Annotated in this window: 20 protein-coding genes and 1 pseudogene; 16 read left to right on the top strand and 5 right to left on the bottom strand. The window is 70.2% G+C overall.

All coding sequences use genetic code 11. The annotated features are described in order from the left end of the window. Positions 1 to 2 precede the first annotated feature (2 nt). From ACFQ6S_RS19030 to ACFQ6S_RS19010, 5 genes are all read left to right on the top strand, one after another. Positions 3 to 842 (top strand): arylamine N-acetyltransferase, encoded by an 840-nt coding sequence (locus ACFQ6S_RS19030; protein ID WP_383410616.1) that lies wholly within the window; start codon positions 3 to 5, stop codon positions 840 to 842. 191 nt (positions 843 to 1,033) lie between these two features. Beyond that, positions 1,034 to 1,921 carry a YceI family protein gene (locus ACFQ6S_RS19025; protein ID WP_383410613.1) on the top strand — a complete coding sequence of 296 codons (888 nt, stop codon included), beginning with the start codon at positions 1,034 to 1,036 and terminating at the stop codon, positions 1,919 to 1,921. A gap of 41 nt (positions 1,922 to 1,962) precedes the next feature. Beyond that, complete coding sequence (locus ACFQ6S_RS19020) at positions 1,963 to 2,208, top strand: hypothetical protein (protein WP_383410610.1); 246 nt, start codon at positions 1,963 to 1,965, stop codon at positions 2,206 to 2,208. A 59-nt stretch (positions 2,209 to 2,267) separates the two neighbouring features. After that, positions 2,268 to 3,257, top strand: a complete 990-nt coding sequence (holA, locus tag ACFQ6S_RS19015; RefSeq protein WP_383410607.1) for a DNA polymerase III subunit delta — start codon at positions 2,268 to 2,270, stop codon at positions 3,255 to 3,257. A gap of 68 nt (positions 3,258 to 3,325) precedes the next feature. Further along, positions 3,326 to 3,724 (top strand): nuclear transport factor 2 family protein, encoded by a 399-nt coding sequence (locus ACFQ6S_RS19010; protein ID WP_383410605.1) that lies wholly within the window; start codon positions 3,326 to 3,328, stop codon positions 3,722 to 3,724. Positions 3,725 to 3,917: 193 nt separating this feature from the next. Here the strand turns inward: ACFQ6S_RS19010 and rpsT are convergent, their stop codons facing one another. After that, entirely contained in the window at positions 3,918 to 4,184 is a 267-nt protein-coding gene (gene rpsT, locus ACFQ6S_RS19005) for a 30S ribosomal protein S20 (RefSeq protein ID WP_383410602.1), read from the bottom strand. Positions 4,185 to 4,404: 220 nt separating this feature from the next. Here rpsT and lepA point away from each other — a divergent pair, with 220 nt between their 5' ends. Together lepA and ACFQ6S_RS18995 are read left to right on the top strand one after the other, a co-directional pair. After that, on the top strand, positions 4,405 to 6,273 hold the full coding sequence (lepA, locus tag ACFQ6S_RS19000) for a translation elongation factor 4 (protein ID WP_383410599.1): 1,869 nt from the start codon (positions 4,405 to 4,407) through the stop codon (positions 6,271 to 6,273). 229 nt (positions 6,274 to 6,502) lie between these two features. Beyond that, positions 6,503 to 8,377: an AMP-dependent synthetase/ligase gene (locus ACFQ6S_RS18995; RefSeq protein WP_383410596.1), complete on the top strand. Its 1,875-nt coding sequence runs from the start codon at positions 6,503 to 6,505 to the stop codon at positions 8,375 to 8,377. A 92-nt stretch (positions 8,378 to 8,469) separates the two neighbouring features. Here the strand turns inward: ACFQ6S_RS18995 and ACFQ6S_RS18990 are convergent, their stop codons facing one another. Together ACFQ6S_RS18990 and ACFQ6S_RS18985 are read right to left on the bottom strand one after the other, a co-directional pair. Continuing rightward, the gene (locus tag ACFQ6S_RS18990; protein ID WP_383410593.1) at positions 8,470 to 9,036 is read right to left on the bottom strand and encodes a two-component system response regulator; all 567 of its coding nucleotides are present in this window, start codon (positions 9,034 to 9,036) and stop codon (positions 8,470 to 8,472) included. A gap of 12 nt (positions 9,037 to 9,048) precedes the next feature. Beyond that, the gene (locus tag ACFQ6S_RS18985) at positions 9,049 to 13,128 is read right to left on the bottom strand and encodes a HAMP domain-containing protein (protein WP_383410591.1); all 4,080 of its coding nucleotides are present in this window, start codon (positions 13,126 to 13,128) and stop codon (positions 9,049 to 9,051) included. Positions 13,129 to 13,320: 192 nt separating this feature from the next. Between ACFQ6S_RS18985 and ACFQ6S_RS18980 the strand changes: the two genes are divergently transcribed. The 3 genes and pseudogenes from ACFQ6S_RS18980 (at position 13,321) to ACFQ6S_RS18970 (ending at position 17,195) form a co-directional block, all read left to right on the top strand. Further along, positions 13,321 to 15,261 carry a SpoIIE family protein phosphatase gene (locus ACFQ6S_RS18980; protein ID WP_383410588.1) on the top strand — a complete coding sequence of 647 codons (1,941 nt, stop codon included), beginning with the start codon at positions 13,321 to 13,323 and terminating at the stop codon, positions 15,259 to 15,261. A 27-nt stretch (positions 15,262 to 15,288) separates the two neighbouring features. Next, positions 15,289 to 16,521 (top strand): radical SAM family heme chaperone HemW, encoded by a 1,233-nt coding sequence (gene hemW / locus ACFQ6S_RS18975; RefSeq protein ID WP_383410585.1) that lies wholly within the window; start codon positions 15,289 to 15,291, stop codon positions 16,519 to 16,521. A 100-nt stretch (positions 16,522 to 16,621) separates the two neighbouring features. Next, positions 16,622 to 17,195: pseudogene (locus tag ACFQ6S_RS18970) on the top strand (Uma2 family endonuclease). On the opposite strand, the gene ACFQ6S_RS18965 reads toward ACFQ6S_RS18970, so the two are convergent. After that, positions 17,185 to 17,988: a DUF3097 domain-containing protein gene (locus tag ACFQ6S_RS18965; protein WP_383410583.1), complete on the bottom strand. Its 804-nt coding sequence runs from the start codon at positions 17,986 to 17,988 to the stop codon at positions 17,185 to 17,187. The pseudogene ACFQ6S_RS18970 and the gene ACFQ6S_RS18965 sit on opposite strands and share 11 nt — an antisense overlap. Positions 17,989 to 18,029: 41 nt before the next feature. After that, complete coding sequence (locus tag ACFQ6S_RS18960; RefSeq protein WP_383410580.1) at positions 18,030 to 18,773, bottom strand: MBL fold metallo-hydrolase; 744 nt, start codon at positions 18,771 to 18,773, stop codon at positions 18,030 to 18,032. A 280-nt stretch (positions 18,774 to 19,053) separates the two neighbouring features. On the opposite strand from ACFQ6S_RS18960, the gene hrcA reads away from it, so the two are divergent. The 6 genes from hrcA to ACFQ6S_RS18930 all read left to right on the top strand — a co-directional run bounded on the left by hrcA (position 19,054) and on the right by ACFQ6S_RS18930 (position 24,442). Then, complete coding sequence (gene hrcA, locus ACFQ6S_RS18955) at positions 19,054 to 20,070, top strand: heat-inducible transcriptional repressor HrcA (RefSeq protein ID WP_383410577.1); 1,017 nt, start codon at positions 19,054 to 19,056, stop codon at positions 20,068 to 20,070. Continuing rightward, positions 20,071 to 21,207 carry a molecular chaperone DnaJ gene (gene dnaJ, locus ACFQ6S_RS18950; protein WP_383410574.1) on the top strand — a complete coding sequence of 379 codons (1,137 nt, stop codon included), beginning with the start codon at positions 20,071 to 20,073 and terminating at the stop codon, positions 21,205 to 21,207. A gap of 111 nt (positions 21,208 to 21,318) precedes the next feature. Next, positions 21,319 to 22,404 carry a nitronate monooxygenase gene (locus ACFQ6S_RS18945; RefSeq protein ID WP_383410571.1) on the top strand — a complete coding sequence of 362 codons (1,086 nt, stop codon included), beginning with the start codon at positions 21,319 to 21,321 and terminating at the stop codon, positions 22,402 to 22,404. Further along, a complete protein-coding gene (locus ACFQ6S_RS18940) occupies positions 22,401 to 23,156 on the top strand; it encodes a 16S rRNA (uracil(1498)-N(3))-methyltransferase (protein ID WP_383410569.1) in 756 nt (251 codons plus the stop codon). Before ACFQ6S_RS18945 ends, ACFQ6S_RS18940 begins: the two co-directional genes overlap by 4 nt. 20 nt (positions 23,157 to 23,176) lie before the next feature. Next, entirely contained in the window at positions 23,177 to 23,569 is a 393-nt protein-coding gene (locus ACFQ6S_RS18935; protein ID WP_383410567.1) for a VOC family protein, read from the top strand. 375 nt (positions 23,570 to 23,944) lie between these two features. Next, positions 23,945 to 24,442 carry a hypothetical protein gene (locus tag ACFQ6S_RS18930; RefSeq protein ID WP_383410564.1) on the top strand — a complete coding sequence of 166 codons (498 nt, stop codon included), beginning with the start codon at positions 23,945 to 23,947 and terminating at the stop codon, positions 24,440 to 24,442. Positions 24,443 to 24,490 lie beyond the last annotated feature (48 nt).

The following is a 24,490-nucleotide window of genomic DNA, read 5'->3' as shown; positions in this document are numbered from 1 at the left end:
TCATGGATTCCGTAGAGGTTGATGCCTATCTCCGGCGCCTGGGAGTCGAGCACCCGGCGTGGCCCACCGTGGACGTGCTGCGTGAGCTGCAACTGCGCCATCTGCAGACCGTGCCGTTCGAGAACCTGTCGATCCACCTCGGCGAGGAGATCGTGCTGGAGGAGAAGCGGCTGCTGGACAAGGTGGTGGGCGCGCGGCGGGGCGGGTTCTGCTACGAACTGAACGGGGTGTTCGGGGCGTTGCTCGGCGTGCTGGGCTTCGATGTGACGCGGCTCGCGGGGCGGGTCTACGGGAAGGAGGAACGGCTCGGGATCCCCTTCGACCACATGGCGCTGAAGGTGGGGACCGTGGACGGGGGCGCGTGGCTGGCGGACGTCGGCTTCGGGGCGCACAGCCACTATCCGCTGGCGTTCGAGGCGCGGGGTGAGCAGCTGGATCCGGCGGGTGTGTTCCGGGTCGTCGAGGCCGGGCCGGACGCGGCCGGGGTGCGTGGCGGGCACGACCTGGAGGAGGCGACGGACCTGGACGTCGTCATGGACGGCAGGGCGCTGTACCGCCTGGACCGGCGGCCGCGGGCGCTCGGCGACTTCGTGGCCGGGGCATGGTGGCACAGCACCTCGCCGGTCTCGCACTTCACGCAGTCGCTGGTGTGTTCGCGGGTGACGGAGGAGGGAGGGCGGATCACGCTCAGCGGCCGCACGTTCAAGGCGACGGCGGCGGACGGGACCCGTGAGGAGCGCGAGTTGGGCACGGACGAGGAGGTGCTGAGGGTCTACCGGGAGCGGTTCGGGATTGAGCTGGACCGGGTGCCGACGGTGAGCGGGGCCGGCCGGGGCCACTGATTCGGGCAGCGGCGGGCGGCCCGGCACATCGGCACCGGTGCCTGTCGGGAACCCACGGGTGCTACTCATGCGTAGAACCAGCGCATGTGCCGGTTTCCCACGATGTGATCCCGTGTTGCCCCGAAAAACTCGGCGGTGGTCGAATGCCCCTTCGGCAACGCGTGACGTCGAGGCGTACAGGGGTGGCGAGGATGATCGGCCGCTGGTTGGGAAGACGAACGAGCCCGGAGCAACAAGCGCCGACGAGCCCGCTGGCGGCCCTGGAGACCCCTCCGAGCGCCGGGGTGCTGAGCTGCCGGGTGCTCGATCCGGTCAACGAGCCCGTGCGGCACGCGGAGTTCGCGGTGAGCGACAGCATGGGGCGCACGGTGGTCAGCGGGGGGATGGATCCGTTCGGGTCGTTCGTGACCACCGTGCCGGCGGGGGAGTACCGGCTCGCGGTGTCGGCCGAGGGGTACACCCCGTACCGGACGACCACGACGGTCGCGGAGAACGCGCTCGCCGCGCTCGGGGATGTGACCCTCCAGGTCGCCCAGCCGCCGGAGCTCCCCGCGCCGGGCGACTGGGAGATCGAGCCGGCCCACACGTCGATCAAGTTCACCGCGCGGCACATCGGGCTGGCCCGGATCCACGGCCGGTTCGACTCGTTCGCGGGGGCGGTGCGGATCGCCGAGCCCGTCGAGCGGTCGGCGATGCATGTGGTGATCGACGCGGGGTCCGTCGACACGGGTGTGCGGATACGTGACGACCATCTGCGGTCGGCGGACTTCCTGGACGTGGTGCGGTACCCGACGCTGGAGTTCTACAGCGAGCGCTTCGTGCACAAGGGCGGCAGCCGGTGGGAGGTGACGGGGGCGTTGTCGCTGCACGGGGTGACGCGGACGGTCGCGCTCGACACGGAGTACCTCGGACTCGGCAACGGCATGGAGGGCGAGGTGCGGGCGGTGTGCCGGGCCACGACCGAGCTGCACCGGGACGACTTCACGGTGAGCTGGCAGACGATGCTGGCGCGCGGGATCGCGGTGGTGGGGCCGAGTATCCGGGTCGACCTGGACGTGCAGCTCGTACGGACGGGCTGAGCCGGAGTCCGCGCCTCGTCGGGTGCCTGAGAATGGCTTCCGTGAGCGATGTGAGACATGTGCTGGTGCTGCCCGACCGTGACGCGGCGGCGGAGGCCGCGGAGGCACTCGGGGAGCGGTTCGCAATAGATGAGGAGCCGCGGCTGGTGCGCGACGCGCTGGCCGGCGAGGACGATGCCGAGGACGCGCAGTGGCTCGTCGTGCTGCGGGACGAGCACAAGCGGCTGGATCCGGCGGAGCTGGACGAGTTCGCGGGGGAGTGGGACGGGTGGCGGGAGGAGCCGTAGCCCGATAGGCGTTCCGGCGCCGGCGGGGGTTGTCAGTGGCGCGTGCCATCCTTGTCGCGATGGCCAAGAAGAGTGCGAACGACGACATCCTCGCCCCCGTGACCCTCGCCGTGGGCCAGGAGGAGCTGCTGCTCGACCGTGCCGTGCGGGAGGTGGTGGTCGCCGCCAGGGCCGCCGACGCCGACACGGATGTGCGGGACCTGACCCCGGACCAGTTGCAGCCGGGCACGCTGGCCGAGTTGACCAGCCCCTCGCTGTTCGCGGAGCGCAAGGTCGTCGTCGTACGCAATGCGCAGGATCTGTCGGCCGACACGATCAAGGACGTGACGGCGTATCTCGCGGCGCCCGCCGAGGAGATCACGCTGGTGCTGCTGCATGTCGGCGGGGTCAAGGGCAAGAAGCTGCTCGACGCCGCGCGCAAGGCGGGCGCGCGGGAGGTGGCGTGCCCGAAGATGACCAAGCCGGCGGACCGGCTGGCGTTCGTCAGGCAGGAGTTCCGCGCGACCGGACGGTCGGCGACCCCCGAGGCCTGTCAGGCGCTGGTCGATTCCATCGGGAGCGATCTGCGCGAGCTGGCGTCCGCGGTGAGTCAGCTGGTCGCCGACGTCGAGGGGACCATCGACGAGGCCGTCGTCGGGCGGTACTACACCGGCCGGGCCGAGGCGTCGAGCTTCACCGTCGCCGACCGGGCGGTCGAGGGGCGGGCGGCGGAGGCGCTGGAAGCGCTGAGGTGGTCGCTGGCGACGGGCGTGGCCCCCGTCCTGATCACCAGCGCGCTCGCCCAGGGTGTGCGGGCCATCGGCAAGCTGTCCTCCGCGCGGGGCGGCCGTCCCGCCGATCTCGCGCGCGAGCTGGGCATGCCGCCCTGGAAGATCGACCGGGTACGCCAGCAAATGCGGGGCTGGACGCCCGACGCAGTGGCCGTCGCGCTGCGGGCGGTCGCCGAGGCCGACGCCGGTGTGAAGGGCGGCGGGGACGACCCCGAGTACGCCCTGGAGAAGGCGGTCGTGACGATCGCGCGGGCCGCTCGGTCCAGGGGGCGCGGTTAGGGGCGCGAGAGGAGAATCGGGCGTATCAGCCCCACATCGCCGGAGACTGGGAAAGGTGGCGATCAGACATGGCTGAACACCCGCACGCGGCTCTCGTCCGCAAGGGCTACGAAGCCTTCCAGCGCGGAGACATGGACACCCTGCGCGGCATGATGACCGGGGACTGCACACACCATGTGCCCGGCTCACATTCGCTCTCGGGGGATTACAAGGGGATCGACTCGATCCTCGACGGGTACTACGGCCGGCTCTACTCGGAGACCGGCGGCTCGTTCCAGGTCGAGCTGCGCGACATTCTTGTCGACGGACGCGGACATGCCATGTCCGTGCACCGCTTCACCGCCGACCGGGGCAACAAGCACATCGACGAGAACGGAGGCATCGTCTTCCGGATCGTCGGGGACAAGATGACCGATCTCGACGAATGCGTCGCGGACATCGACATGGCCGACGACTTCTGGTCGTGACCGCCGCCCGAAACCGGTGACATGCCGAAGGCCCCGCCACCCGCTCTGGGGAAGAGCGGGCGCCGGGGCCTTCGGTTCACGATGTGGAGCCCGTACCCGCGTGGCGAACGCAGGCCGCGTACAGGCTCGGGGTGCCGGACGGGAGCGGATGAGAGAGGGCCCGCTCGATTCCCTCCGGCGATCAAATCAAGTGTCAGCCCTTGAGGGAGACGACCTTCGAAGCAAGCGCCGACTTCTTGTTGGCGGCCTGGTTCTTGTGGATGACGCCCTTGGAGACGGCCTTGTCGAGCGCCCGCGCGGCCTCGCGCTGGTACTCGGTGGCCTTCTCGACGTCACCCGCGGCAGCTGCCTCACGGGCCTTGCGGATCGCGGTCTTCAGGGAGGACTTGACGGCCTTGTTGCGCAGCCGAGCCTTCTCGTTGGTCTTGATCCGCTTGATCTGGGACTTGATGTTCGCCACTGATGAGCCTTTTCAGGTTCTGGCACGGGGCCGTGTGGGACCCGTGCCGGTGATTTTCTGGAGTGTGTCTCGCGCTGAGAGGGCATGAGACACAGCCACCCAGGCTACCAGTGGCTCGGCCGACGGCCCAAAACGGTCGCCGGTCGCCGCCCATGGGACCATGGAACCTACGTATAGATCCGACCCGAGGCATAAGGCGCCTCAAGAGACAGGACCCTGCGTGCCCGCGACCCCTAACAATGTGCCCGAGCCGAGCCGTACCGACCCGGCGCTGATCCGCAATTTCTGCATCATCGCGCACATCGACCACGGCAAGTCCACGCTCGCCGACCGGATGCTCCAGCTGACCGGTGTGGTCGAGCAGCGGCAGATGCGTGCTCAGTACCTCGACCGGATGGACATCGAGCGTGAGCGCGGTATCACGATCAAGTCCCAGGCGGTGCGGCTGCCGTGGGCTCCCACCCACGATTCCGGCAAGACGCACATCCTCAACATGATCGACACCCCGGGGCACGTCGACTTCACGTACGAGGTGTCGCGGTCGCTGGCCGCCTGTGAGGGCACCGTCCTCCTCGTCGACGCGGCCCAGGGCATCGAGGCCCAGACTCTCGCCAACCTCTACCTGGCGATGGAGAACGACCTCCAGATCATCCCCGTACTGAACAAGATCGATCTGCCCGCCGCGCAGCCCGAGAAGTTCGCCGAGGAACTGGCCAACCTCGTCGGCTGCGAGCCCGGCGACGTGCTGAGGGTGTCCGCGAAGACCGGTCTCGGCGTCGAGGCGCTGCTGGACAAGGTCGTCGCCGACATCCCGGCGCCCGTGGGAGTCCAGGACGCGCCCGCCCGCGCCATGATCTTCGACTCGGTCTACGACTCCTACCGCGGTGTCGTGACCTACGTCCGTGTCATCGACGGCCAGCTCAACAAGCGCGAGCGCATCAAGATGATGTCGACGGGCGCCACGCACGAGCTGCTGGAGATCGGCACCAACTCGCCCGAGATGCTCCCGGCCGACGGCCTCGCCGTCGGCGAGGTGGGCTATCTGATCACGGGTGTGAAGGACGTCCGCCAGTCCAAGGTCGGTGACACCGTCACCAGCCAGCACAAGGGCGCCACGGAGGCCCTCGGCGGCTACAAGGACCCCAAGCCCATGGTCTTCTCCGGCCTGTACCCGCTGGACGGCTCGGACTACCCGGAGCTGCGCGAGGCCCTGGACAAGCTCCAGCTCAACGACGCCGCGCTGGTCTACGAGCCGGAGACCTCCGCCGCCCTCGGCTTCGGCTTCCGCGTCGGCTTCCTCGGCCTGCTGCACCTGGACGTCATCCGGGAGCGGCTGGAGCGCGAGTTCGGCCTCGACCTGATCGCCACCGCGCCGAACGTGGTCTACCGGGTGGACATGGAGGACGGCACGGAGCATGTCGTCACCAACCCGAGCGAGTTCCCCGAGGGCAAGATCAACGAGGTGTACGAGCCGGTCGTGCGCGCCACGATCCTCGCGCCGACCGAGTTCATCGGCTCGATCATGGAGCTGTGCCAGACCCGGCGCGGCACCCTCCTGGGCATGGACTACCTCTCCGAGGACCGGGTCGAGATCCGCTACACCCTGCCGCTCGCGGAGATCGTCTTCGACTTCTTCGACCAGCTGAAGTCGAAGACGCGTGGCTACGCCTCGCTCGACTACGAGCCCACCGGCGAGCAGACCTCCAGCCTGGTCAAGGTCGACATCCTGCTGCACGGTGACAAGGTCGACGCGTTCTCGGCGATCACGCACAAGGACGCGGCCTACGCCTACGGTGTGCGGCTCGTCGCCAAACTGCGCGAGCTCATCCCGAGGCAGGCCTTCGAGGTGCCGATCCAGGCGGCCATCGGCTCCCGGGTGATCGCCCGCGAGACCATCCGCGCCATCCGCAAGGACGTCCTCGCCAAGTGCTACGGCGGTGACATCTCCCGTAAGCGGAAGCTGCTGGAGAAGCAGAAGGAAGGCAAGAAGCGGATGAAGATGGTGGGTTCCGTGGAGGTTCCGCAGGAGGCCTTCATCGCCGTACTGAGCAGCGATGACAGCGCGGGGTCGGGCAAGGGCAAGAAGTAACCGCAGGTAACACGGGGTCACCCGGCAAATCGCCGCATCGGGGGTCCGTCGTACGAAAGTGCGGTGGGCCCCTGTGTGTGTCCTGGGCACGCTGTGGAGGAAGTGACAGCACGCGGGCACTTACGCAGTGGGCCGCTGACCTTTACTCTGATCCCTGCTCGATAGTTACTCGCGAGTTAAACAACGTGAGTGGAACCAGCCGCACAGTCGCGGGCCCCCGGAGGATGTCGTGAGCGACACACAGACACTGATCGAGAACCGTCCGCCGAGTGTGGCGACCCTCTTTCTGGAGCGCGTGACGGCCACGCCGGACGCCGAGGCGTATCGCTATCCGGTACCGGCCCCCTCGGGGCAGGGTGTGGACGACTGGAAGTCGCTGAGCTGGGCGCAGGCCGCCGAGCGGGTCTACGCCATCGCGGCCGGGCTCATCGAGCTGGGTGTCCAGCCCGAGCAGCGGGTGGCCCTCGCCTCCTCGACCCGGCTCGAGTGGATACTGGCCGACCTGGGCATCATGTGCGCCGGCGCGGCGACGACCACCATCTATCCGCAGACCAACGCCGAGGAGTCGGCGTTCATCCTCTCCGACTCCGAGAGCCGGGTGCTGATCGCCGAGGACGCGGCGCAGCTGGCCAAGGCGGTGGAGAAGCGCGGCGAGCTGCCGAACCTCACCCATGTCGTCGTGATCGACGGAGCCGGCGTCGAGACCGGTGACTGGGTGCTCACCCTCGCCGAGCTGGAGGCCCGCGGAGCGGCCCGGCTGGAGAAGGACCCCGAGCTGATCAAGCAGCGGGTCGGTGCGATCACCAAGGACCAGCTGGCCACTCTGATCTACACCTCCGGCACCACCGGCCGCCCCAAGGGCGTACGGCTGCCGCACGACAACTGGTCGTACATGGCGAAGGCCATCGCCGCGACCGGGCTGGTCGGCGCGGAGGACGTGCAGTACCTGTGGCTGCCGCTCGCGCACGTCTTCGGCAAGGTGCTCACCTCGGGCCAGATCGAGGTCGGCCACGTCACCGCCGTCGACGGCCGCGTCGACAAGATCATCGAGAATCTGCCGGTCGTGCAGCCGACGTACATGGCGGCCGTGCCCCGCATCTTCGAGAAGGTCTACAACGGGGTCGCCGCCAAGGCCCGCGCGGCCGGCGGCGCCAAGTACAAGATCTTCCAGTGGGCCGCCGAGGTCGCCCGCGAGTACGCCAAGGTCACGCAGGACAACTTCCGGCGCACCGGCACCCACTCCGCGCCGTTCGGCCTGGCCACCAAGCACAAGGTCGCCGACACCCTCGTGTACGCCAAGATCCGCGAGGCCTTCGGCGGCAACCTGCGCGCCTGTGTCTCCGGCTCGGCCGCGCTCGCTCCGGAGATCGGCTACTTCTTCGCCGGCGCCGGCATCCACATCCTGGAGGGCTACGGCCTCACCGAGTCCTCGGCCGCGTCCTTCGTGAACCCGGGCGAGGCCTACCGCACCGGCACCGTCGGCAAGCCGCTGCCCGGCACGGAGGTCCGTATCGCCGACGACGGCGAGATCCTGCTGCGCGGCCCCGGCATCATGGAGGGCTACCACGGGCTGCCGGAGAAGACCGCCGAGGTGCTGGAGAGCGACGGCTGGTTCCACACCGGTGACATCGGGGAGCTGTCCCCGGACGGATACCTGCGCATCACCGACCGCAAGAAGGACCTGATCAAGACCTCGGGCGGCAAGTACATCGCGCCCGCCGAGGTCGAGGGACAGTTCAAGGCGGTGTGCCCCTACGTCTCCAACATCCTGGTGCACGGGGCCGACCGGAACTTCTGCACGGCGCTGATCGCCCTGGACGAGGTCGCGATCGTGGCCTGGGCCGAGGAGAACGGGCTCGGCGGCAAGTCGTACGCGGAGATCGTCGCCGCGCCCGCCACCGTCGAGATGGTCGACGAGTATGTGCGGCAGCTCAACGCCGGGCTGCAGAAGTGGCAGACGATCAAGAAGTTCCGGCTGCTGCCGCGGGACCTCGATGTGGAGCACGGGGAGATCACGCCGAGTCTGAAGCTGAAGCGGCCGGTTGTGGAGCGGGAGTACAAGGATCTGATCGAGGAGATGTACGCGGGCTCTCGCGAGGCGTAGCGCCGTAGCGGAGGGGTGGCGGGGGACCAGCGGCGGCTGCGGGTGGTCCGTGGTTGCTCGCGCAGTTCCCCGCGCCCCTTAGGTAGGCAAGGTCAGCCCTTTCCGACAAGTCGGCGTATCTCGTGGACCCTTGCACGTAGGTCCGGCAGGTTCGGGGGTGTGTCCTCGGAGAGTTGGGCCTCAAGGGCCTCCAGCTGCGTGCTCAGCTTCTTGCTCTGGATGTGTTCGCGGCTCAGCAGGTGCTCCAGTTGCCTGTTCTTGCGGTACAGGTCCAGGAACACCGCCACCTTCGCGCGTAGCACCCAGGGGTCGAACGGCTTGGTCAGGTAGTCCGCCGCGCCCGTCGCATAGCCGCGGAAGGCGTAGCCGGGCTCGTCCTCCGCGCCGGTCAGGAAGATGATCGGGACGTCCTTGGTCTGGTCGAGCCGTTTGATGTTGGTGGCGGTCTCGAAGCCGTCCATGCCCGGCATGCGGACGTCCAGAAGGACCAGGGCGAAGCGCTGCCGCAGCAGCGCCTTCATGGCCTCCTCGCCCGAACGTGCGCGGACTATCGGCTCGTTGAGGGACCCCAGGACGGCCTCGAGCGCGATCAGGTTGTCCTCCATGTCGTCGACGAGGAGGATGCCGGCACGCTCGTCGGTCGTAGCCTCAGCGCTCATGGTGAAGTGGCCTCATTCGGTGATGGTCGGCGGGACCTCTTCCCCCTCGGAAGTGTCCGGTCCCGGTACTGCGGTGGTGTCCGGCCGCGCGGCACGGCCCGCCGCGTCCGCGCCCTCGGGGTCCAGGAGGTCGCAGACGACGGTGAGCAGCTGATCCACGTCCACCGGTTTCGGTACGTAGTCGTTGGCGCCGCCCGCGATGGACTTCTCCCGGTCGCCGGGCATGGCCTTCGCGGTCAGCGCGACGATGGGCAGGTTCGTCCAGCGCGGGGTGCGGCGAATGGCGGAGATCGTCTCGTATCCGTCCATCTCCGGCATCATGATGTCCATCAGGACGAGTTCGACGTCCGGGGTGCGCTCCAGTGTCTCGATGCCCTCGCGGCCGTTCTCCGCGTACAGGACCGGCATGCCGACCCGGCCCAGCACATGGGTGAGCGCGAAGACGTTGCGGATGTCGTCGTCCACGATCAGCACCCGGCGGCCGGGGAGGACCTGGCCCGCCCGGCCCGTCTGCCACGCCTCCAGCTTGGTCGGCGTCGGCCATGAGTCGTCCGCGTCGTGGGTCGCCTGGTACGGCTCCGACGACAGCTGCTCCGGCACCGGCAGCGAACGGTCCTCGGGCGTCGGGCCGGTCGCGGAGTGACCGGGGCTGACGACCGGGACGTACAGCGTGAACGTGGAGCCGGTGCCGGGCTCGCTCTCGGCGACGATACGGCCGCCCAGCAGGCCCGCGATCTCCCGGCTGATGGACAGACCGAGGCCCGTGCCGCCGTACTTGCGGTTGGTCGTGCCGTCGGCCTGCTGGAACGCCTCGAAGATCACCGGGAGTTTCTCCGCCGCGATGCCGATGCCCGTGTCGGAGACCGCGAAGGCGATCACGTCGTCGCTCTCGCGGACATAGCGGCGCTCGGGGTCCTTCATCCGGCCCACGCGCAGCTCCACCCGGCCCGAGGCGGTGAACTTGATCGCGTTGGACAGCAGGTTGCGCAGGATCTGCTGCAGACGCTGCTCGTCCGAGTACATCTCGCGCGGCACGTCCTCGCCAACCGACACCTCGAAGGCGAGCCCCCGGTCCAGGGTGAGCGGACGGAAGGTGGCGTGGACGTAGTCGAGGAGCTTGATCAGCGGCAGCTTCTTCGGGCGTACGTCCATCCGGCCGGCCTCGATCTTCGACAGGTCCAGGATGTCGTTGATCAGCTGGAGCAGGTCCGAGCCCGACCGGTGGATCGTCGTCGCGAACTGGACCTCCTGGTCGGAGAGATGGCCGTCCGGGTTGTCGGAGAGCAGACGGGCCAGGATCAGCAGGGAGTTCAGGGGAGTGCGCAGTTCGTGCGACATGTTCGCCAGGAACTCCGACTTGTACTGGGACGACGTCGCCAGCAGGGCGGCCTTCTCCTCCAGCTCGGCGTTCGAGCGCTGCAACTCCGCCTGCTGCATCTGGAGTTCGTCCGAGCGCTCCTGGAGCTGCATGGCCAGCCGCTGGGACTCGCCGAGCAGGGACTCCGTACGGGAGTTGGCGATAATCGTGTTGATCGCGACGGCGATGGTGTTCACGAACTGGTCGAAGAACGCCAGGTGCACATCGGAGAAGCGGGAGAAGGACGCCAGCTCGATCACGCCGAGGAGCTTGTCCTCGAACAGGATCGGGATGATGACGACGCTGGTGGGCGCCGCCTCGCCGAGCCCGCTGTTGATCTTGATGTAGTCCGGCGGGGCCTCCTCGACGAGGATCCGCTTCTTCTCGCGGGCCGCCTGCCGCACCAGCCCGTGCACCGGGAGACCGCCGGTCTCGACGGTCGCGCCCTGGGCCGAGCCGTATCCGGCGATGAACGCGAGCCCCTTCGTGGGAACGGTGGTGCGCAGAGTGGCGCTGTCCTCGTTCGGGTCGGCCAGGAAGAACGCGCCGTACTGGGCGTTCACCAGCGGCGTCAGCTCGCGCAGCAGCAGGTCGGCGACCTCCATCAGATCGCGGTGGCCCTGCATCAGCGCGGCCAGCCGGGCCAGGTTGGACTCCAGCCAGTCCTTCGCGCGAGTGGTCTCGCGCAGGTTGGCCACCATCAGGTTGATGTTGTCCTTCAGCTCGGCGACCTCGCCGCGGGTCTCCACGCTGATCGAGCGCGACATGTCGCCCTGGGCCACGGCGGAGGCGACCTCGGCGATCGCGCGGACCTGGGTGGTCAGGTTCGACGCCAGCTCGTTGACGTTCGTCGTCAGACGCTTCCAGGTGCCGTAGACGCCCTCCACCCGGGCCTGGCCGCCGAGCTGGCCCTCGGAACCCACCTCGCGGGCCACGCGGGTGACCTCGGAGGAGAAGGAGGAGAGCGTGTCGACCATCGTGTTGATGGCGGTCTTCAGCTCCAGGATCTCGCCGCGGGCGTCCACGTCGATCTTCTTGGAGAGGTCGCCGTTGGCCACCGCGGTGGTGACCTGGGCGATGTTGCGGACCTGGGAGGTGAGGTTGTCGGCCATGTAGTTGACGTTGTCGGTCAGGTCCCGCCACACCCCGGAGACGCCCAGCACCTGCGCACGGCCGCCCAGCCGGCCGTCCGTGCCGACCTCGCGGGCCACACGCGTGACCTCGTCGGCGAAGGCGCGCAGCTGCTGGACCATCGTGTTGACGGTGTCCTTCAGCTCGAGGATCTCGCCGCGCGCGTCGACGGTGATCTTCTTCGACAGGTCGCCGTTGGCGACGGCGGTGGTGACCTGGGCGATGTTGCGGACCTGGGAGGTCAGGTTCAGCGCCATGAAGTTGACGTTGTCGGTGAGGTCCTTCCAGACGCCGGAGACGCCCCGGACCTGGGCCTGGCCGCCGAGGTTGCCCTCGGTGCCGACCTCGCGGGCGACGCGGGTGACCTCGTCGGCGAAGGCGGAGAGCTGGTCCACCATCGTGTTGATGGTCGACTTCAGCTCCAGGATCTCGCCCTTCGCCTCGACCGTGATCTTCTTGCCGAGGTCGCCCTGGGCTACGGCGGTGGAGACCAGGGCGATGTTGCGGACCTGCGAAGTGAGGTTGTCCGCCATGAAGTTGACGTTGTCGGTGAGGTCCTTCCAGACGCCGGAGACGCCTCGCACCTGGGCCCGGCCGCCGAGGTTGCCCTCGGTGCCGACCTCGCGGGCGACCCTCGTCACCTCGTCGGCGAAGGCGGAGAGCTGGTCCACCATCGTGTTGATGGTCGACTTGAGTTCGAGGATCTCGCCCTGGGCGTCGACGGTGATCTTCTGACTGAGGTCGCCGTTGGCCACGGCGGTGGTGACCTGGGCGATGTTGCGGACCTGGGAGGTCAGGTTCGACGCCATGAAGTTGACGTTGTCGGTGAGGTCCTTCCAGACCCCGGAGACGCCTCGCACCTGGGCGCGACCGCCCAACTGCCCCTCCGTGCCGACCTCGCGGGCGACGCGCGTGACCTCGTCGGCGAAGGCGGAGAGCTGGTCCACCATGGTGTTCACGGTCAGCTTCAGTTCCAGCAGCTCGCCGGTCGCCTCGACGGTGACCGTGCGGGTCAGGTCGCCGCGGGCCACGGCCGTCGTCACCGCCGCGATGTCCCGCACCTGGGCCGTCAGCCGGGACGCCATCGCGTTGACCGCCTCGGTCACGTCCCGCCAACTGCCCGACAGGCCCGTCACCTTGGCCCGTCCGCCGAGCCGGCCCTCGGTGCCGACCTCGCGGGCCACGCGGGTCACCTCGCCGGTGAACAGGGAGAGCTGGTCGACCATCTTGTTCACGGCCCGGCCGAGCCGGCGCAGGTCGCCGCGTAACTGGCGGCTGCCGTCGTGCAGGTCGACGCGCTGGGTGAGGTCGCCGCCGGCCACCGCGTCGAGCACACGCGTGGCGTTCGCCGCCGGCGCCACGAGGGCGTCGAGAATATGGTTCACGTCGTTGACGCGGCTCGTCCAGTCACCCGGGCCCGGACTGGCCGAGAGCCGCTCGTCGAGACGGCCGTGCCGGATCAGCTCCCTTTTGACGCGCTGCGCTTCTCCGTTGAAGTGGGTGCTGCGGTCCATGATCTGGTTGAAGATCGCGGTCATTTCGGCCACGACCCCCTCACCGGTCTCCGGGAGCCTGCGGAAGTCGCCGTCCCGGGCCGCGGTCATCGCGGCGAGCAGCGGGCGCAGATCCGATGCTCGAATTTGACCGTCTTTCTGTCCGTCTTCGAGCACACGCGTAGCACGGTTCTCACTCATGGCGGCCCACTTCGGTAACTCGGTGCTTATGGGCGTGGCCAGTCTGTCACTCTGTCGGCGTCCGCTGAGGCGTATTCGTCCGAACCGTTCGGGGAGCTGTAGATGGGGGCCATTCCGGTGCAACGGGAGACCGTCACCCGTGCCTGTGATGCGCCTGCGCAGGAGACGGCGGACGCGGTGACCCGCACCACCCTCCCCGGCAGTCCGCTCTCCCCCGGCTCCGCCCGCACCCTCGTACGCAACGCCCTCACCGAATGGGCAGCCTCCGGTCTGCCCGGCACCGAGCACCTCAGCGACCGTCTCGTCGACGACGCCGTCGTGGCCGTCAGCGAACTCGTCACCAACGCCGTCGTGCACGCCGGTACCGAGGTCGAGCTCAGCTGCCGACTGGAGCGGGACACCGGCGCCCTGCTCGTCGAGGTCCTGGACCACCACCCCTCGCGGGCCCCGCGCGACGGAGAGCTGGAGGCGCCGTACGAGACACCGGAGTACGGGCGCGGGCTCAGGCTGGTGTCCCGGCTCGCGGAGTCCTGGGGCGTCACCTATCGCACCGGCGCCAAGACGGTGTGGGCGCGGCTGCCCGCCGAGGACCCGGTGGCGGCCAAGGACGACATCGAGGCGTACGCCGAGGAGCGCGCGCTGGAGCGCGGGCTGCGCGTCGCCGAGATTCTCGCGCCCGAGCCGCAGCGCGCCGAGCGGGACCGGGACTGGCTCAACCGGGGCGCCCTGTCCTTCCTCGCGGAGGCCTCCGACCTGCTCGCCGGGCAGCTCGACGAGAACCTCGTCGCCGCGCTCGCCGGCCAGCTGATCGTGCCCAGGCTCGCGGACTGGTGCGCGGTGTGGCTGGAGGACGAGGTCGCCGGGCGCTGGGGGTATCCCCGCTCCGGCGAGGCGGCGGGCGGCGCCGGCTGGGCGGTGGACGGCACCGCGGGCACCGGTCCCCGGCTCGCCCGGGTCTGGCACGGCTCCGAGAACCTCATCGAGGAACTCCGCAGCGCCCTGGAGAAGGAGCCGCCGCTACCGCCCGAGAACCACCGCACCGGGCCCGTCCCCTATCCCTGGCCCGGCGAGGCGCTCGGCGCACGCCACGCGGCCGGCACGGCGCTCGCGTACCGCCTGATCGCGGGCGGCCACCCGCTGGGCACGCTGGTCATCGGGCGGGCCGACCTCGTGCGCTTTCCCGACGAGGTCACCGGGCTCGTGGAGGACCTCAGCCGCCGGGTGGCCCTGGCCATCGGCGCGGCCCGCCAGTACGCCCGGCAGGCCACCATCAGCCGGGTCCTGCAGCGCGGACTGCTGCCCGGCGCCGTCGCGGAGATCCCCGGGGTGGCCAGCGCCCTCGTCTACGAGCCGTGCGACAAGGGCGGTCCGAGCGGCGACTTCTACGACCTGTTCCCGGCCGGCGACGGCCGCTGGTGCTTCGCCATCGGTGACGTCCAGGGCAAGGGCCCCGAGGCGGCCGTGGTGATCGGCATCGCACGGCCCTGGCTGCGGCTGCTGGCCCGCGAGGGCTACCGGGTCTCCGACGTCCTCGACCGCCTCAACCAGCTCCTCCTCGACGACGCCACGGAGGCCGCCGACGCCGCCGCCCGCGCCCTGGTCGGCCCGGCCCCTCCGGGCGACGGGCCGCAGACCCGCTTCCTGTCCCTGCTCTACGGCGAACTGACCCCCTTCGACGGCGGCCTCCGCTGCACCCTCGCCTCCGCCGGCCACCCGCTGCCGCTGCTGCTGGGTGAGGACGGCGAGGTGCACACCGCCGCACAGCCGCAGACCCTGCTCGGGGTCGTCGAGGACGCGACGTACACCAGCGAGACCTTCGAGCTGCGCTCCGGCGACACCCTGCTGTGTGTGACGGACGGGGTGACGGAGCGGCGCAGCGGCTCCCGCCAGTTCGACGACGGCGACGGTCTCGCGACGGCGCTCGCCGGCTGCACCGGGCTGAACGCCGAGCTGATCGCGGAACGGATCCGGAGGCTGGTGCACGAGTTCGGCGGGCGTCCGCCCGAGGACGATCTGGCGCTGCTGGTGCTGCAGGCCGAGTAGGCCGGCCGGTACGGGACAATAGAACCCATGCCCTCCGCACTCCCCGACGGCGAGCCCGTCCCCGCCGACGGCGCGCTGCCGCTGCACGCGCTCACCGCCGCGGCCGACCGCCCCCTCGGCTTCTACCTGCATGTGCCCTACTGCGCGACCCGCTGCGGCTACTGCGACTTCAACACCTACACGGCGACCGAGCTGCGCGGCACGGGTGGAGTGCTGGCGTCCCGCGACAACTACGCCGAGACCCTCGTCGACGAGGTCCGCCTGGCCCGCAAGGTCCTCGGCGACGACCCGCGCGAGGTCCGCACGGTCTTCGTCGGCGGCGGTACGCCCACCCTGCTGGCCGCCGGTGATCTCGTACGGATGCTGGGGGCGATCCGTGACGAATTCGGACTCGCCCCGGACGCGGAGATCACGACGGAGGCGAACCCGGAGTCGGTGGACCCGGCGTATCTGGCCACGCTCCGCGAGGGCGGCTTCAACCGGATCTCCTTCGGCATGCAGAGCGCCAAGCAGCACGTACTGAAGATCCTGGACCGCACCCACACCCCGGGCCGCCCCGAGGCCTGCGTCGCGGAGGCCCGCGCGGCGGGCTTCGATCACGTGAACCTGGACCTGATCTACGGCACCCCCGGCGAGTCGGACGACGACTGGCGGGCCTCACTGGAGGCGGCGATCGGCGCCGGGCCGGACCATGTCTCGGCCTACGCCCTGATCGTCGAGGAGGGCACCCAACTGGCCCGCCGGATCCGCCGGGGCGAGGTCCCGATGACGGACGACGACGTGCACGCGGACCGGTACCTGATCGCGGACGAGGTGATGTCGGCGGCGGGCTTCGACTGGTACGAGGTCTCGAACTGGGCCACGTCGGAGGCGGCCCGCTGCCTGCACAACGAGCTGTACTGGCGGGGCGCGGACTGGTGGGGTGCGGGTCCGGGAGCGCACTCGCACGTGGGCGGGGTGCGCTGGTGGAACGTGAAGCATCCGGGGGCGTATGCGGCGGCGCTGGCGGCGGGCCGGTCACCGGGAGCGGGCCGTGAACTCCTGACGGAGGAGGACAGGAGGGTCGAGCGGATCCTGCTGGAGCTGCGGCTGCGGGAGGGGGCGCCGCTGGAGCTGCTGCGGGAGGCAGGCCTCCAGGCATCCCGCCGCGCGCTGTCGGACGGACTGCTGGAGCGGGGGCCGTACGACGAGGGACGTGCGGTGCTGACGCTGCGGGGGCGGTTGCTGGCGGATGCGGTGGTCAGGGACTTGGTGGACTGATCACTCGGGCGAGCGAATCGGTGCGGAACGTCGGTTCGCTCCCTAATCTGGTTCGTAGGCTGCCGCCGGCCATACGCGGCGGATGTGGAGGGCCACGGAGATGACCACTGTGGATGATCGCCGGGTGCACGAGGCATTCGAGAACCTCGAAGTTCCCGAGGGCTTCAAGGCTGAGCTCATCCGCGGGGAAATCGTGATGATGGCCGGACCCGACAAGGTCCACAACCGCATCGTGCAGGCAGTGCAGGATCAGATCCCGCCGGGCGGATGGGACCGGCTGCAGACACAGGACGTGGCCTTTCCCGGTGAGGACAGCGAGCCGCAACCGGACCTCGTCGTCCTGGAGCTCGGCGCCGATGACGGCCCCGGACGGCTCGTACTCGCAGGCTCCGTGACCATGTTGGTGGAGGTCGTCTCCAAGACCAGCGTTCACCGGGACTATGTGGAGAAGCGGTCGCTCTACGCAGCCGGTGGAGTCCCCGTGTACCTGATCATCGATCCATTCGAAGGCCAAGTGCCTGGTGCTGTCGGAGCCGGCCGGAAGCGGACGCTCGGCCGACTATCTGTCGAAGAGGACCCGTAAGTTCGGCGATTCGGTGCCGCTGCCATGGCTGGGCATCGATCTGGACACGAGCAGGTTCGGCACCCTGCCGCCGCTCGGCGCTACGACGTGACGAAGTCGATCAGTTCCTCCACCCGCCCCAGCAACTCCGGCTCCAGGTCCTTGTAGGACCCCACCCGCTGCAGAATCGCCTGCCACACCGCCCCGGTGTTCTCCGACGGCCACCCCAGCGCCCGGCACACGCCCGTCTTCCAGTCCTGCCCGTGCGGGACCCGCGGCCACGCCTCGATGCCCAGGGACGACGGCTTCACCGCCTCCCAGATGTCGATGTACGGGTGGCCCACCACCAGGGCGTGCTCGCTCGTCACCGACTCGGCGATGCGCCACTCCTTCGTGCCGGGCACCAAGTGGTCCACCAGGACGCCCAGCCGCGCATCCGGACCGGGTGCGAATTCGGCCACGATCGACGGCAGATCGTCGACGCCCTCCAGGTACTCCACCACCACGCCCTCGATGCGCAGGTCGTCGCCCCACACCCGCTCGACCAGCTCGGCGTCGTGGCGGCCCTCCACGTAGATACGGCCGGCGCGCGCCACGCGTGCGCGTGCGCCGGGGACGGCGACCGAACCGGATGCCGTACGAGTGGGGCGTACCGGAGCCGCGCCCGTCGGCCGGACGAGCGTCACCGCCTTGCCCTCCAGCAGGAACCCGCGCGGCTCCAGCGGGAACACCCGGTGCTTGCCGAAGCGGTCCTCCAGCGTCACCGTGCCCGCCTCGCAGCGGATCACCGCGCCGCAGAACCCCGTGCCGGGCTCCTCGACCACCAGGCCGGGCTCCGCCGGGACCTCGGGGACGGGCTGGGGCTTCTTCCAGGGCGGGGTCAGGTCCGGAGAGTACTGGCGCATTCGGATGACGATAGGAGAAGCGCGTCCCGCACGTCCTCCGATCAGGGCGACACGCCGAAGCGAGCGGCCAGGGCGTCCCGCTGCCGCCGTACGAACTCCGCGTCCACCACCGCTCCGTGACCGGGCACGTACAGCGCGTCCGCGCCGCCCAGGTCCAGCAGGCGGTCCAGGGCGGCCGGCCAGTGGGACGGTACGGCGTCGGGGCCGGCCTGGGGGTCACCGGACTCCTCCACCAGATCACCGCAGAAGACCACCTCGCGGTCACCGGAGACCTCGCCCGGCACGAGCACGACCAGGTCGTGGGCCGTGTGCGCGGGGCCCACGTTCGCCAGCAGGACCTGGCGGCCGCCGCCCAGGTCGAGGGTCCACTCGCCGCTCACCTGGTGGTGGGGGCGGATCAGCGCGTCCACGGCCTCCTCCGCCGCGGCCGCGTCCAGGCCGTTGCGGACCGCGTCCGCACGCAGCTCCTCGCGCGCGTGCCGCCCGTCGAACACCGTGTCCATGCCCACCGGGCCGTAGACCTCCGCGCCCGCGAACGCGGCCGCCCCGAAGACGTGATCGAAGTGGGGATGGGTCAGCGCGAGATGAGTCACACGGTGACCAGCGAGCCACTGCGCCTGCGTCCGCAACCGCGCGCCCTCCGCGAGGCTCGACCCGGCGTCGACGATCAACGCGGTGCCGTCCCCCACGACCAGCCCCGCCGTGCAGTCCCACACCGGAAGCCGGCACCGACCGACCCCCGAAGCCAGCCGCTCCCACCCCAGCTCTTCCCAAGTCACCGTCATACGGCGACGCTAAGCGACACCAGGGATTTCGGGGCACGTCCCCACGCCGCCCGGCACGCACTCTCGCCGCACCGAGAGCACGCACCGAACGACGCGTGGACACACCCCGACCTCCCCGGCGACGCTAGCCAAGACACCGTCCCCGAGCACGGCGGACCTGGCCCGGCCTTGCCCGGGGCGTACCCCACCGCCGTACACTTGGCCGGGGACGGCTGGCACTCGGACGGACAGAGTGCCAGGAAAGGCGCCAAGGGGCACGACTTCTGGAGGTGTGCGCGAGATGCTGAGTGAACGCAGGCTCCAGGTGCTGCGCGCCATCGTCCAGGACTATGTCGGGACCGAGGAGCCGGTCGGGTCGAAGGCCCTGACCGAGCGGCACAACCTCGGCGTCTCCCCGGCCACCGTGCGCAACGACATGGCGGCCCTGGAGGACGAGGGCTTCATCGCCCAGCCGCACACCAGCGCCGGGCGCATCCCGACCGACAAGGGCTACCGGCTGTTCGTCGACAAGCTCGCCGGCGTCAAGCCGATGACCCCGCCCGAGCGGCGCGCCATCCAGAACTTCCTGGACGGCGCCGTCGACCTCGACGACGTCGTGGCGCGCACCGTACGGCTGCTCGCGCAGCTCACCCGGCAGGTCGCCGTCGTGCAGTACCCGTCCCTGACCCGGTCCACCGTCCGGCATGTCGAGCTGCTCTCGCTCGCCCCCGCGCGCCTGATGCTCGTCCTGATCACGGACACCGGCCGGGTCGAGCAGCGCATGATCGACTGCCCGGCGCCCTTCGGCGAGACCTCGCTCGCGGATCTGCGCGCGCGGCTCAACAGCAAGGTCGCGGGCCGGCGCTTCAGCGATGTGCCCAGGCTCGTCGAGGACCTCGCCGAGGCCTTCGACATCGAGGACCGCGGCACCGTCTCGACCGTGCTCTCCACCCTCCTGGAGACGCTCGTCGAGGAGAACGAGGAGCGGCTGATGATCGGCGGCACCGCCAATCTCACCCGCTTCGGACATGACTTCCCCCTCACCATCCGTCCGGTCCTCGAGGCGCTGGAGGAGCAGGTCGTGCTCCTCAAGTTGCTTGGCGAGGCCGGGGATTCGGGCATGACCGTGCGGATCGGGCACGAGAACGCCTATGAGGGACTCAACTCCACTTCCGTGGTCTCGGTGGGCTACGGTTCGGGCGGCGAGGCAGTCGCCAAGCTCGGCGTGGTCGGACCGACCCGCATGGATTACCCGGGAACGATGGGAGCGGTACGCGCAGTGGCACGTTACGTCGGACAGATCCTGGCGGAGTCGTAAGTGGCCACCGACTACTACGCCGTGCTCGGCGTGCGTCGCGACGCGTCGCAGGAAGAGATCAAGAAGGCCTTCCGGCGGCTCGCCCGCGAGCTGCACCCGGACGTCAACCCGGATCCGAAGACCCAGGAGCGGTTCAAGGAGATCAACGCCGCTTACGAGGTGCTGTCGGACCCGCAGAAGAAGCAGGTCTACGACCTCGGCGGCGACCCGCTGTCCCAGGCGGGCGGCGCGGGCGCCGGCGGCTTCGGCGCGGGCGGCTTCGGGAACTTCTCGGACATCATGGACGCGTTCTTCGGTACGGCGTCCCAGCGCGGTCCGCGCTCGCGCACCCGGCGCGGCCAGGACGCGATGATCCGGCTGGAGGTCGAGCTCGACGAGGCGGCCTTCGGTACGACGAAGGACATCCAGGTCGACACGGCCATCGTCTGCAACACCTGTAACGGTGAAGGGGCCGCACCCGGCACCTCCGCCCAGACGTGTGACATGTGCCGCGGCCGCGGTGAGGTGTCGCAGGTGACCCGGTCCTTCCTGGGCCAGGTCATGACGTCCCGCCCCTGCCCGCAGTGCCAGGGATTCGGGACGGTGGTTCCCACGCCGTGCCCCGAGTGCGCGGGCGACGGCCGCGTACGGTCCCGGCGCACCCTGACGGTCAAGATCCCGGCCGGTGTCGACAACGGCACGCGGATCCAGCTCGCCGGCGAGGGCGAGGTCGGGCCCGGTGGCGGTCCCGCCGGTGACCTGTACGTCGAGATCCACGAGCTGCCGCACTCGACCTTCCAGCGGCGCGGCGACGACCTGCACTGCACGGTGACGATCCCGATGACGGCGGCGTGCCTCGGCACGAAGGTGCCGCTGGAGACGCTGGACGGACTGGAGGAGGTCGACATCCGGCCCGGCACCCAGTCCGGCCAGTCGATCCCGCTGCACGGGCGCGGCGTGACACATCTGCGCGGCGGCGGGCGCGGCGACCTCATCGTGCACGTCGAGGTGCAGACCCCGACCAAGCTGGACCCCGAGCAGGAGCGGTTGCTGCGGGAGCTGGCCAAGCTGCGGGGTGAGGAGCGGCCGCAGGGGCAGTTCCAGCCGGGGCAGCAGGGGCTGTTCTCGCGGCTGAAGGACGCGTTCAACGGCCGCTGACCGTCGGCGGTGTGCCCGCCGTTCAAACGCCGGACGGGCCCACCACAGTTGGCCTGTGCCAAGGGACCGGCCCGATTCGGACTTGTTCGGAGGACGTGACAACATGCCGTCATGTCCTCCGCGCTGACCGATCTCTTCCCGCGTCCGATCGTGCAGGCCCCCATGGCGGGCGGCGTCTCCGTGCCGCAGCTCGCCGCTGCCGTGTCCGAGGCCGGCGGGCTCGGGTTTCTCGCCGCCGGGTACAAAACCGCCGACGGGATGTACCAGGAGATCAAGCAGCTGCGAGGGCTGACCCAGCGGCCCTTCGGCGTCAACCTGTTCATGCCGCAGCCGGAGTACGCCGACGCCTCGGCCGTGGACGTCTACGCACATCAGCTGGCCGGTGAGGCCGCCTGGTACGAGGTCGAGCTGGGGGACCGCGACAGCGGGCGGGACGACGGCTACGACGCCAAGCTTGCCGTGCTGCTCGACAACCCGGTGCCCGTCGTCTCCTTCCACTTCGGCGTGCCCAGCGGTGACGTACTGGAGTCCCTGCGCCGGGCCGGCACCCTCACCCTGGTCACCGCCACCACGCCGGACGAGGCCCTCGCCGTGGAGCGGGCCGGCGCCGACGCGGTGATCGTGCAGGGCGTCGAGGCCGGCGGCCACCAGGGCACCCATCGCGACAATCCCGAGGCCGACGGCGCCGGCATCGGACTGCTGTCGCTCATCGCCCAGGTGCGCGAGACGGTCGGCCTCCCCCTCGTCGCCGCCGGCGGCATCATGCGCGGCAGCCAGATCGCCTCCGCCCTCGCGGCCGGCGCCAGTGCCGCACAGCTCGGCACCGCGTTCCTCGCCACCCCGGAGTCCGGCGCCAACGCCCTGCACAAGCAGGCGCTGACCAACCCCCTGTTCGTCCGGACCGAGCTGACGCGCGCCTTCTCCGGACGTCCCGCGCGCGGCCTCGTCAACCGCTTCATGCGCGAGCACGGGCCCTACGCCCCCGCCGCCTACCCCGAGATCCACCACCTCACCTCGCCGCTGCGCAAGAAGGCCGCCACCTCAGGCGACCCGCAGGGCATGGCCCTGTGGGCGGGGCAGGGGCACCGGATGGCCCGCGAACTGCCCGCCGGGCAGCTCGTGGAGGTCCTGGCCGCCGAATTGGACGCCGCGTCGACAGCGTTGTCGGCGTTCCCCCGGGGCGGTGCCGCCCGATGACCGCGGCGGTGTTCGTCGTCGAGTCGCTGGAGCGGGCCGCGCCGGCCGGAAGCGAGTACGTGCTCGACGGGCCCGAGGGCCGGCACGCGGTCTCGGTGAAGCGGCTGCGGGCCGGCGAGGAGGTCGTCCTCACCGACGGGCACGGGCGCTGGGCCGAGGGTGTGGTCAAGGCGGCCGAGGGCAAGGACCGGCTGGTGGTGGACCTGGGCGCGGTGGCCGAGGAACCGCCGGAGCGGCCCCGGATCACCGTGGTCCAGGCGCTGCCCAAGGGCGACCGCGGTGAGCTGGCCGTCGAGACCATGACCGAGACCGGTGTCGACGCGATCGTGCCGTGGGCGGCCGTCCGGTGCATCACGCAGTGGAAGGGCGAGCGGGGCGCCAAGGCCCTCGGCAAGTGGCGGGCCACCGCGCGCGAGGCCGGCAAGCAGTCGCGCCGGGTGCGCTTCCCCGAGGTCGCGGACGCGGCGACGACCAAGCAGGTCGCGGCGCTTCTCGCCGGGGCCGACTTCGCCGCCGTACTCCACGAGGACCGCGACTACGGCAGCGAGCCGCTCGCGACGGCCGAACTGCCCGCCGAGGGCGAGATCGTACTCGTCGTCGGACCCGAAGGCGGTGTGGCTCCCGAGGAGTTGGCCCTCTTCGAGCAGGCGGGGGCGAAGGCGTACCGTCTGGGCCGTACCGTCCTGCGGACCTCCACCGCCGGAACCGCGGCGACGGCACTGCTGCTCGGCCGCACCGGCCGCTGGTCCTGACCCCGGGAGGGACGTCCGTCGTGGAACTCGCCCAAGTGCGGCTGCTGGTCGGCGACTTCGCCGCCTGCTACCGCTTCTACGCCGAAGTCCTCGACCTCAAGCCGCAGTCGGGCGCGACGAACGGGCCGTACGAGAAGTTCAGCCCCATCACCGGCTCGGCGGGCATCGCCCTCCAGGACCGGGGGATGATGGCCGAGGTCCTGGGCGAACTCGGCGACACGGCCACCGGCCACCGCTCCCTGGTGGTGCTGCGCGTGGACGACCTGGACGGCTACTGCGCCCAGATCACCTCCCGCGGCGCGACCCTGCTGCACGGCCCCGCCGCGATGACCGACCGCATGCGCGTCGCCCACCTCAAGGACCCGGAGGGCAACCTGGTGGAGCTACAGGAGTGGCTGCTGCTGCGCGGCTGAGATCGACGGCCCCGACGACCGGCCCGAATAGTTCCCAGCCGTCCAACCCGCCCTCGCCCGGCAGCAGTCCGCGTCCGTCGGCGACGCACCCCGAGTACCAGTGGCCCTCGACGGCATACCGGCCCGAATCCGCCTCGCCCGCCCGGAAGGCGATCCGCGTATGGGCGCCGCCCCGGTACAGATGCAGCACCTCCCGGCAGACGTCACCGTCCCGGTGCTTGTGCCGGGACGCTACGGCGCCGGGCGGCGAAGGAGTGAGCAGGGAGTGGCCGTATGCGCTCTACCGCGTCGGCGGGGACAGTGGCAGGCTGCCTCTCCATGGGGGCTTTCAGCAGGGTTCGGGGTCGTGCGGGGCGTCGGCCGCGTGGGGCCCGGGTGGCGGGTGCCGCGGGGATCGTGGCGGTCGCCGTCGGTGGGGTGGCCGGCTGTGATCCGGGTGGGCTGAACACCGCGACCGTGGCCTTCACGACCGATCAGACCGTGACCGCGGAGCTGGAGCGGCAGAAGGCCGATGTGCAGTGGCTCAACTGCACCGGCTCGTACGACGGCGCCGGTGAGAAGAGTTCGGCGACGCCCAGCGAGAACACCGTGGTCAAGGTCGACTGCGAGGGGGAGACCCGAGACGGCAAGGACATCACGGTCACCGGGCGGATCACCCGGGCCGTCAGCGGCTCCTGTGTGCGCGGGGACCTCGTCGCCAAGATCGACGGCAAGGAGTGGTTCCATGTGAACGGGCTGGGCAACTGCGACGCCACGCCCTCGCCGGTCAATCCGCCCGGCGACGGTCAGCAGCCCGGTCCCACCGTCACGGTGACCGTCACCAAGACCGTCTACTGCAAGGAGCACCCGAACTGCTGGCCGGAGGGCAAGTGACCACGTCCCCCGCCGGAGTTCGGGGAAGTGAGCCAAGTGATCCAAAGG

Origin of the sequence: Streptomyces sp. NPDC056479 (genome assembly GCF_042795335.1) — a bacterium.
GTDB lineage: Bacteria > Actinomycetota > Actinomycetes > Streptomycetales > Streptomycetaceae > Streptomyces.
Note: the sequence above shows the minus strand (reverse complement) of the source record. Positions and strands in the feature narration are given on the sequence as shown.

Excerpts from the sequence above, each read along its gene's own strand:
- holA (WP_383410607.1), top strand. The coding sequence starts at position 2,268 with ATGGCCAAGAAGAGTGCGAACGACGACATCCTCGCCCCCGTGACCCTC.
- ACFQ6S_RS18945 (WP_383410571.1), top strand. The coding sequence starts at position 21,319 with ATGTCCTCCGCGCTGACCGATCTCTTCCCGCGTCCGATCGTGCAGGCC.
- ACFQ6S_RS18990 (WP_383410593.1), bottom strand. The coding sequence starts at position 9,036 with ATGAGCGCTGAGGCTACGACCGACGAGCGTGCCGGCATCCTCCTCGTC.
- ACFQ6S_RS18985 (WP_383410591.1), bottom strand. The coding sequence starts at position 13,128 with ATGACCGCGGCCCGGGACGGCGACTTCCGCAGGCTCCCGGAGACCGGT.
- hemW (WP_383410585.1), top strand. The coding sequence starts at position 15,289 with ATGCCCTCCGCACTCCCCGACGGCGAGCCCGTCCCCGCCGACGGCGCG.
- ACFQ6S_RS18965 (WP_383410583.1), bottom strand. The coding sequence starts at position 17,988 with ATGCGCCAGTACTCTCCGGACCTGACCCCGCCCTGGAAGAAGCCCCAG.
- ACFQ6S_RS19030 (WP_383410616.1), top strand. The coding sequence starts at position 3 with ATGGATTCCGTAGAGGTTGATGCCTATCTCCGGCGCCTGGGAGTCGAG.
- ACFQ6S_RS18940 (WP_383410569.1), top strand. The coding sequence starts at position 22,401 with ATGACCGCGGCGGTGTTCGTCGTCGAGTCGCTGGAGCGGGCCGCGCCG.
- ACFQ6S_RS18960 (WP_383410580.1), bottom strand. The coding sequence starts at position 18,773 with ATGACGGTGACTTGGGAAGAGCTGGGGTGGGAGCGGCTGGCTTCGGGG.
- ACFQ6S_RS18980 (WP_383410588.1), top strand. The coding sequence starts at position 13,321 with ATGGGGGCCATTCCGGTGCAACGGGAGACCGTCACCCGTGCCTGTGAT.
- hrcA (WP_383410577.1), top strand. The coding sequence starts at position 19,054 with ATGCTGAGTGAACGCAGGCTCCAGGTGCTGCGCGCCATCGTCCAGGAC.
- ACFQ6S_RS19025 (WP_383410613.1), top strand. The coding sequence starts at position 1,034 with ATGATCGGCCGCTGGTTGGGAAGACGAACGAGCCCGGAGCAACAAGCG.
- ACFQ6S_RS19010 (WP_383410605.1), top strand. The coding sequence starts at position 3,326 with ATGGCTGAACACCCGCACGCGGCTCTCGTCCGCAAGGGCTACGAAGCC.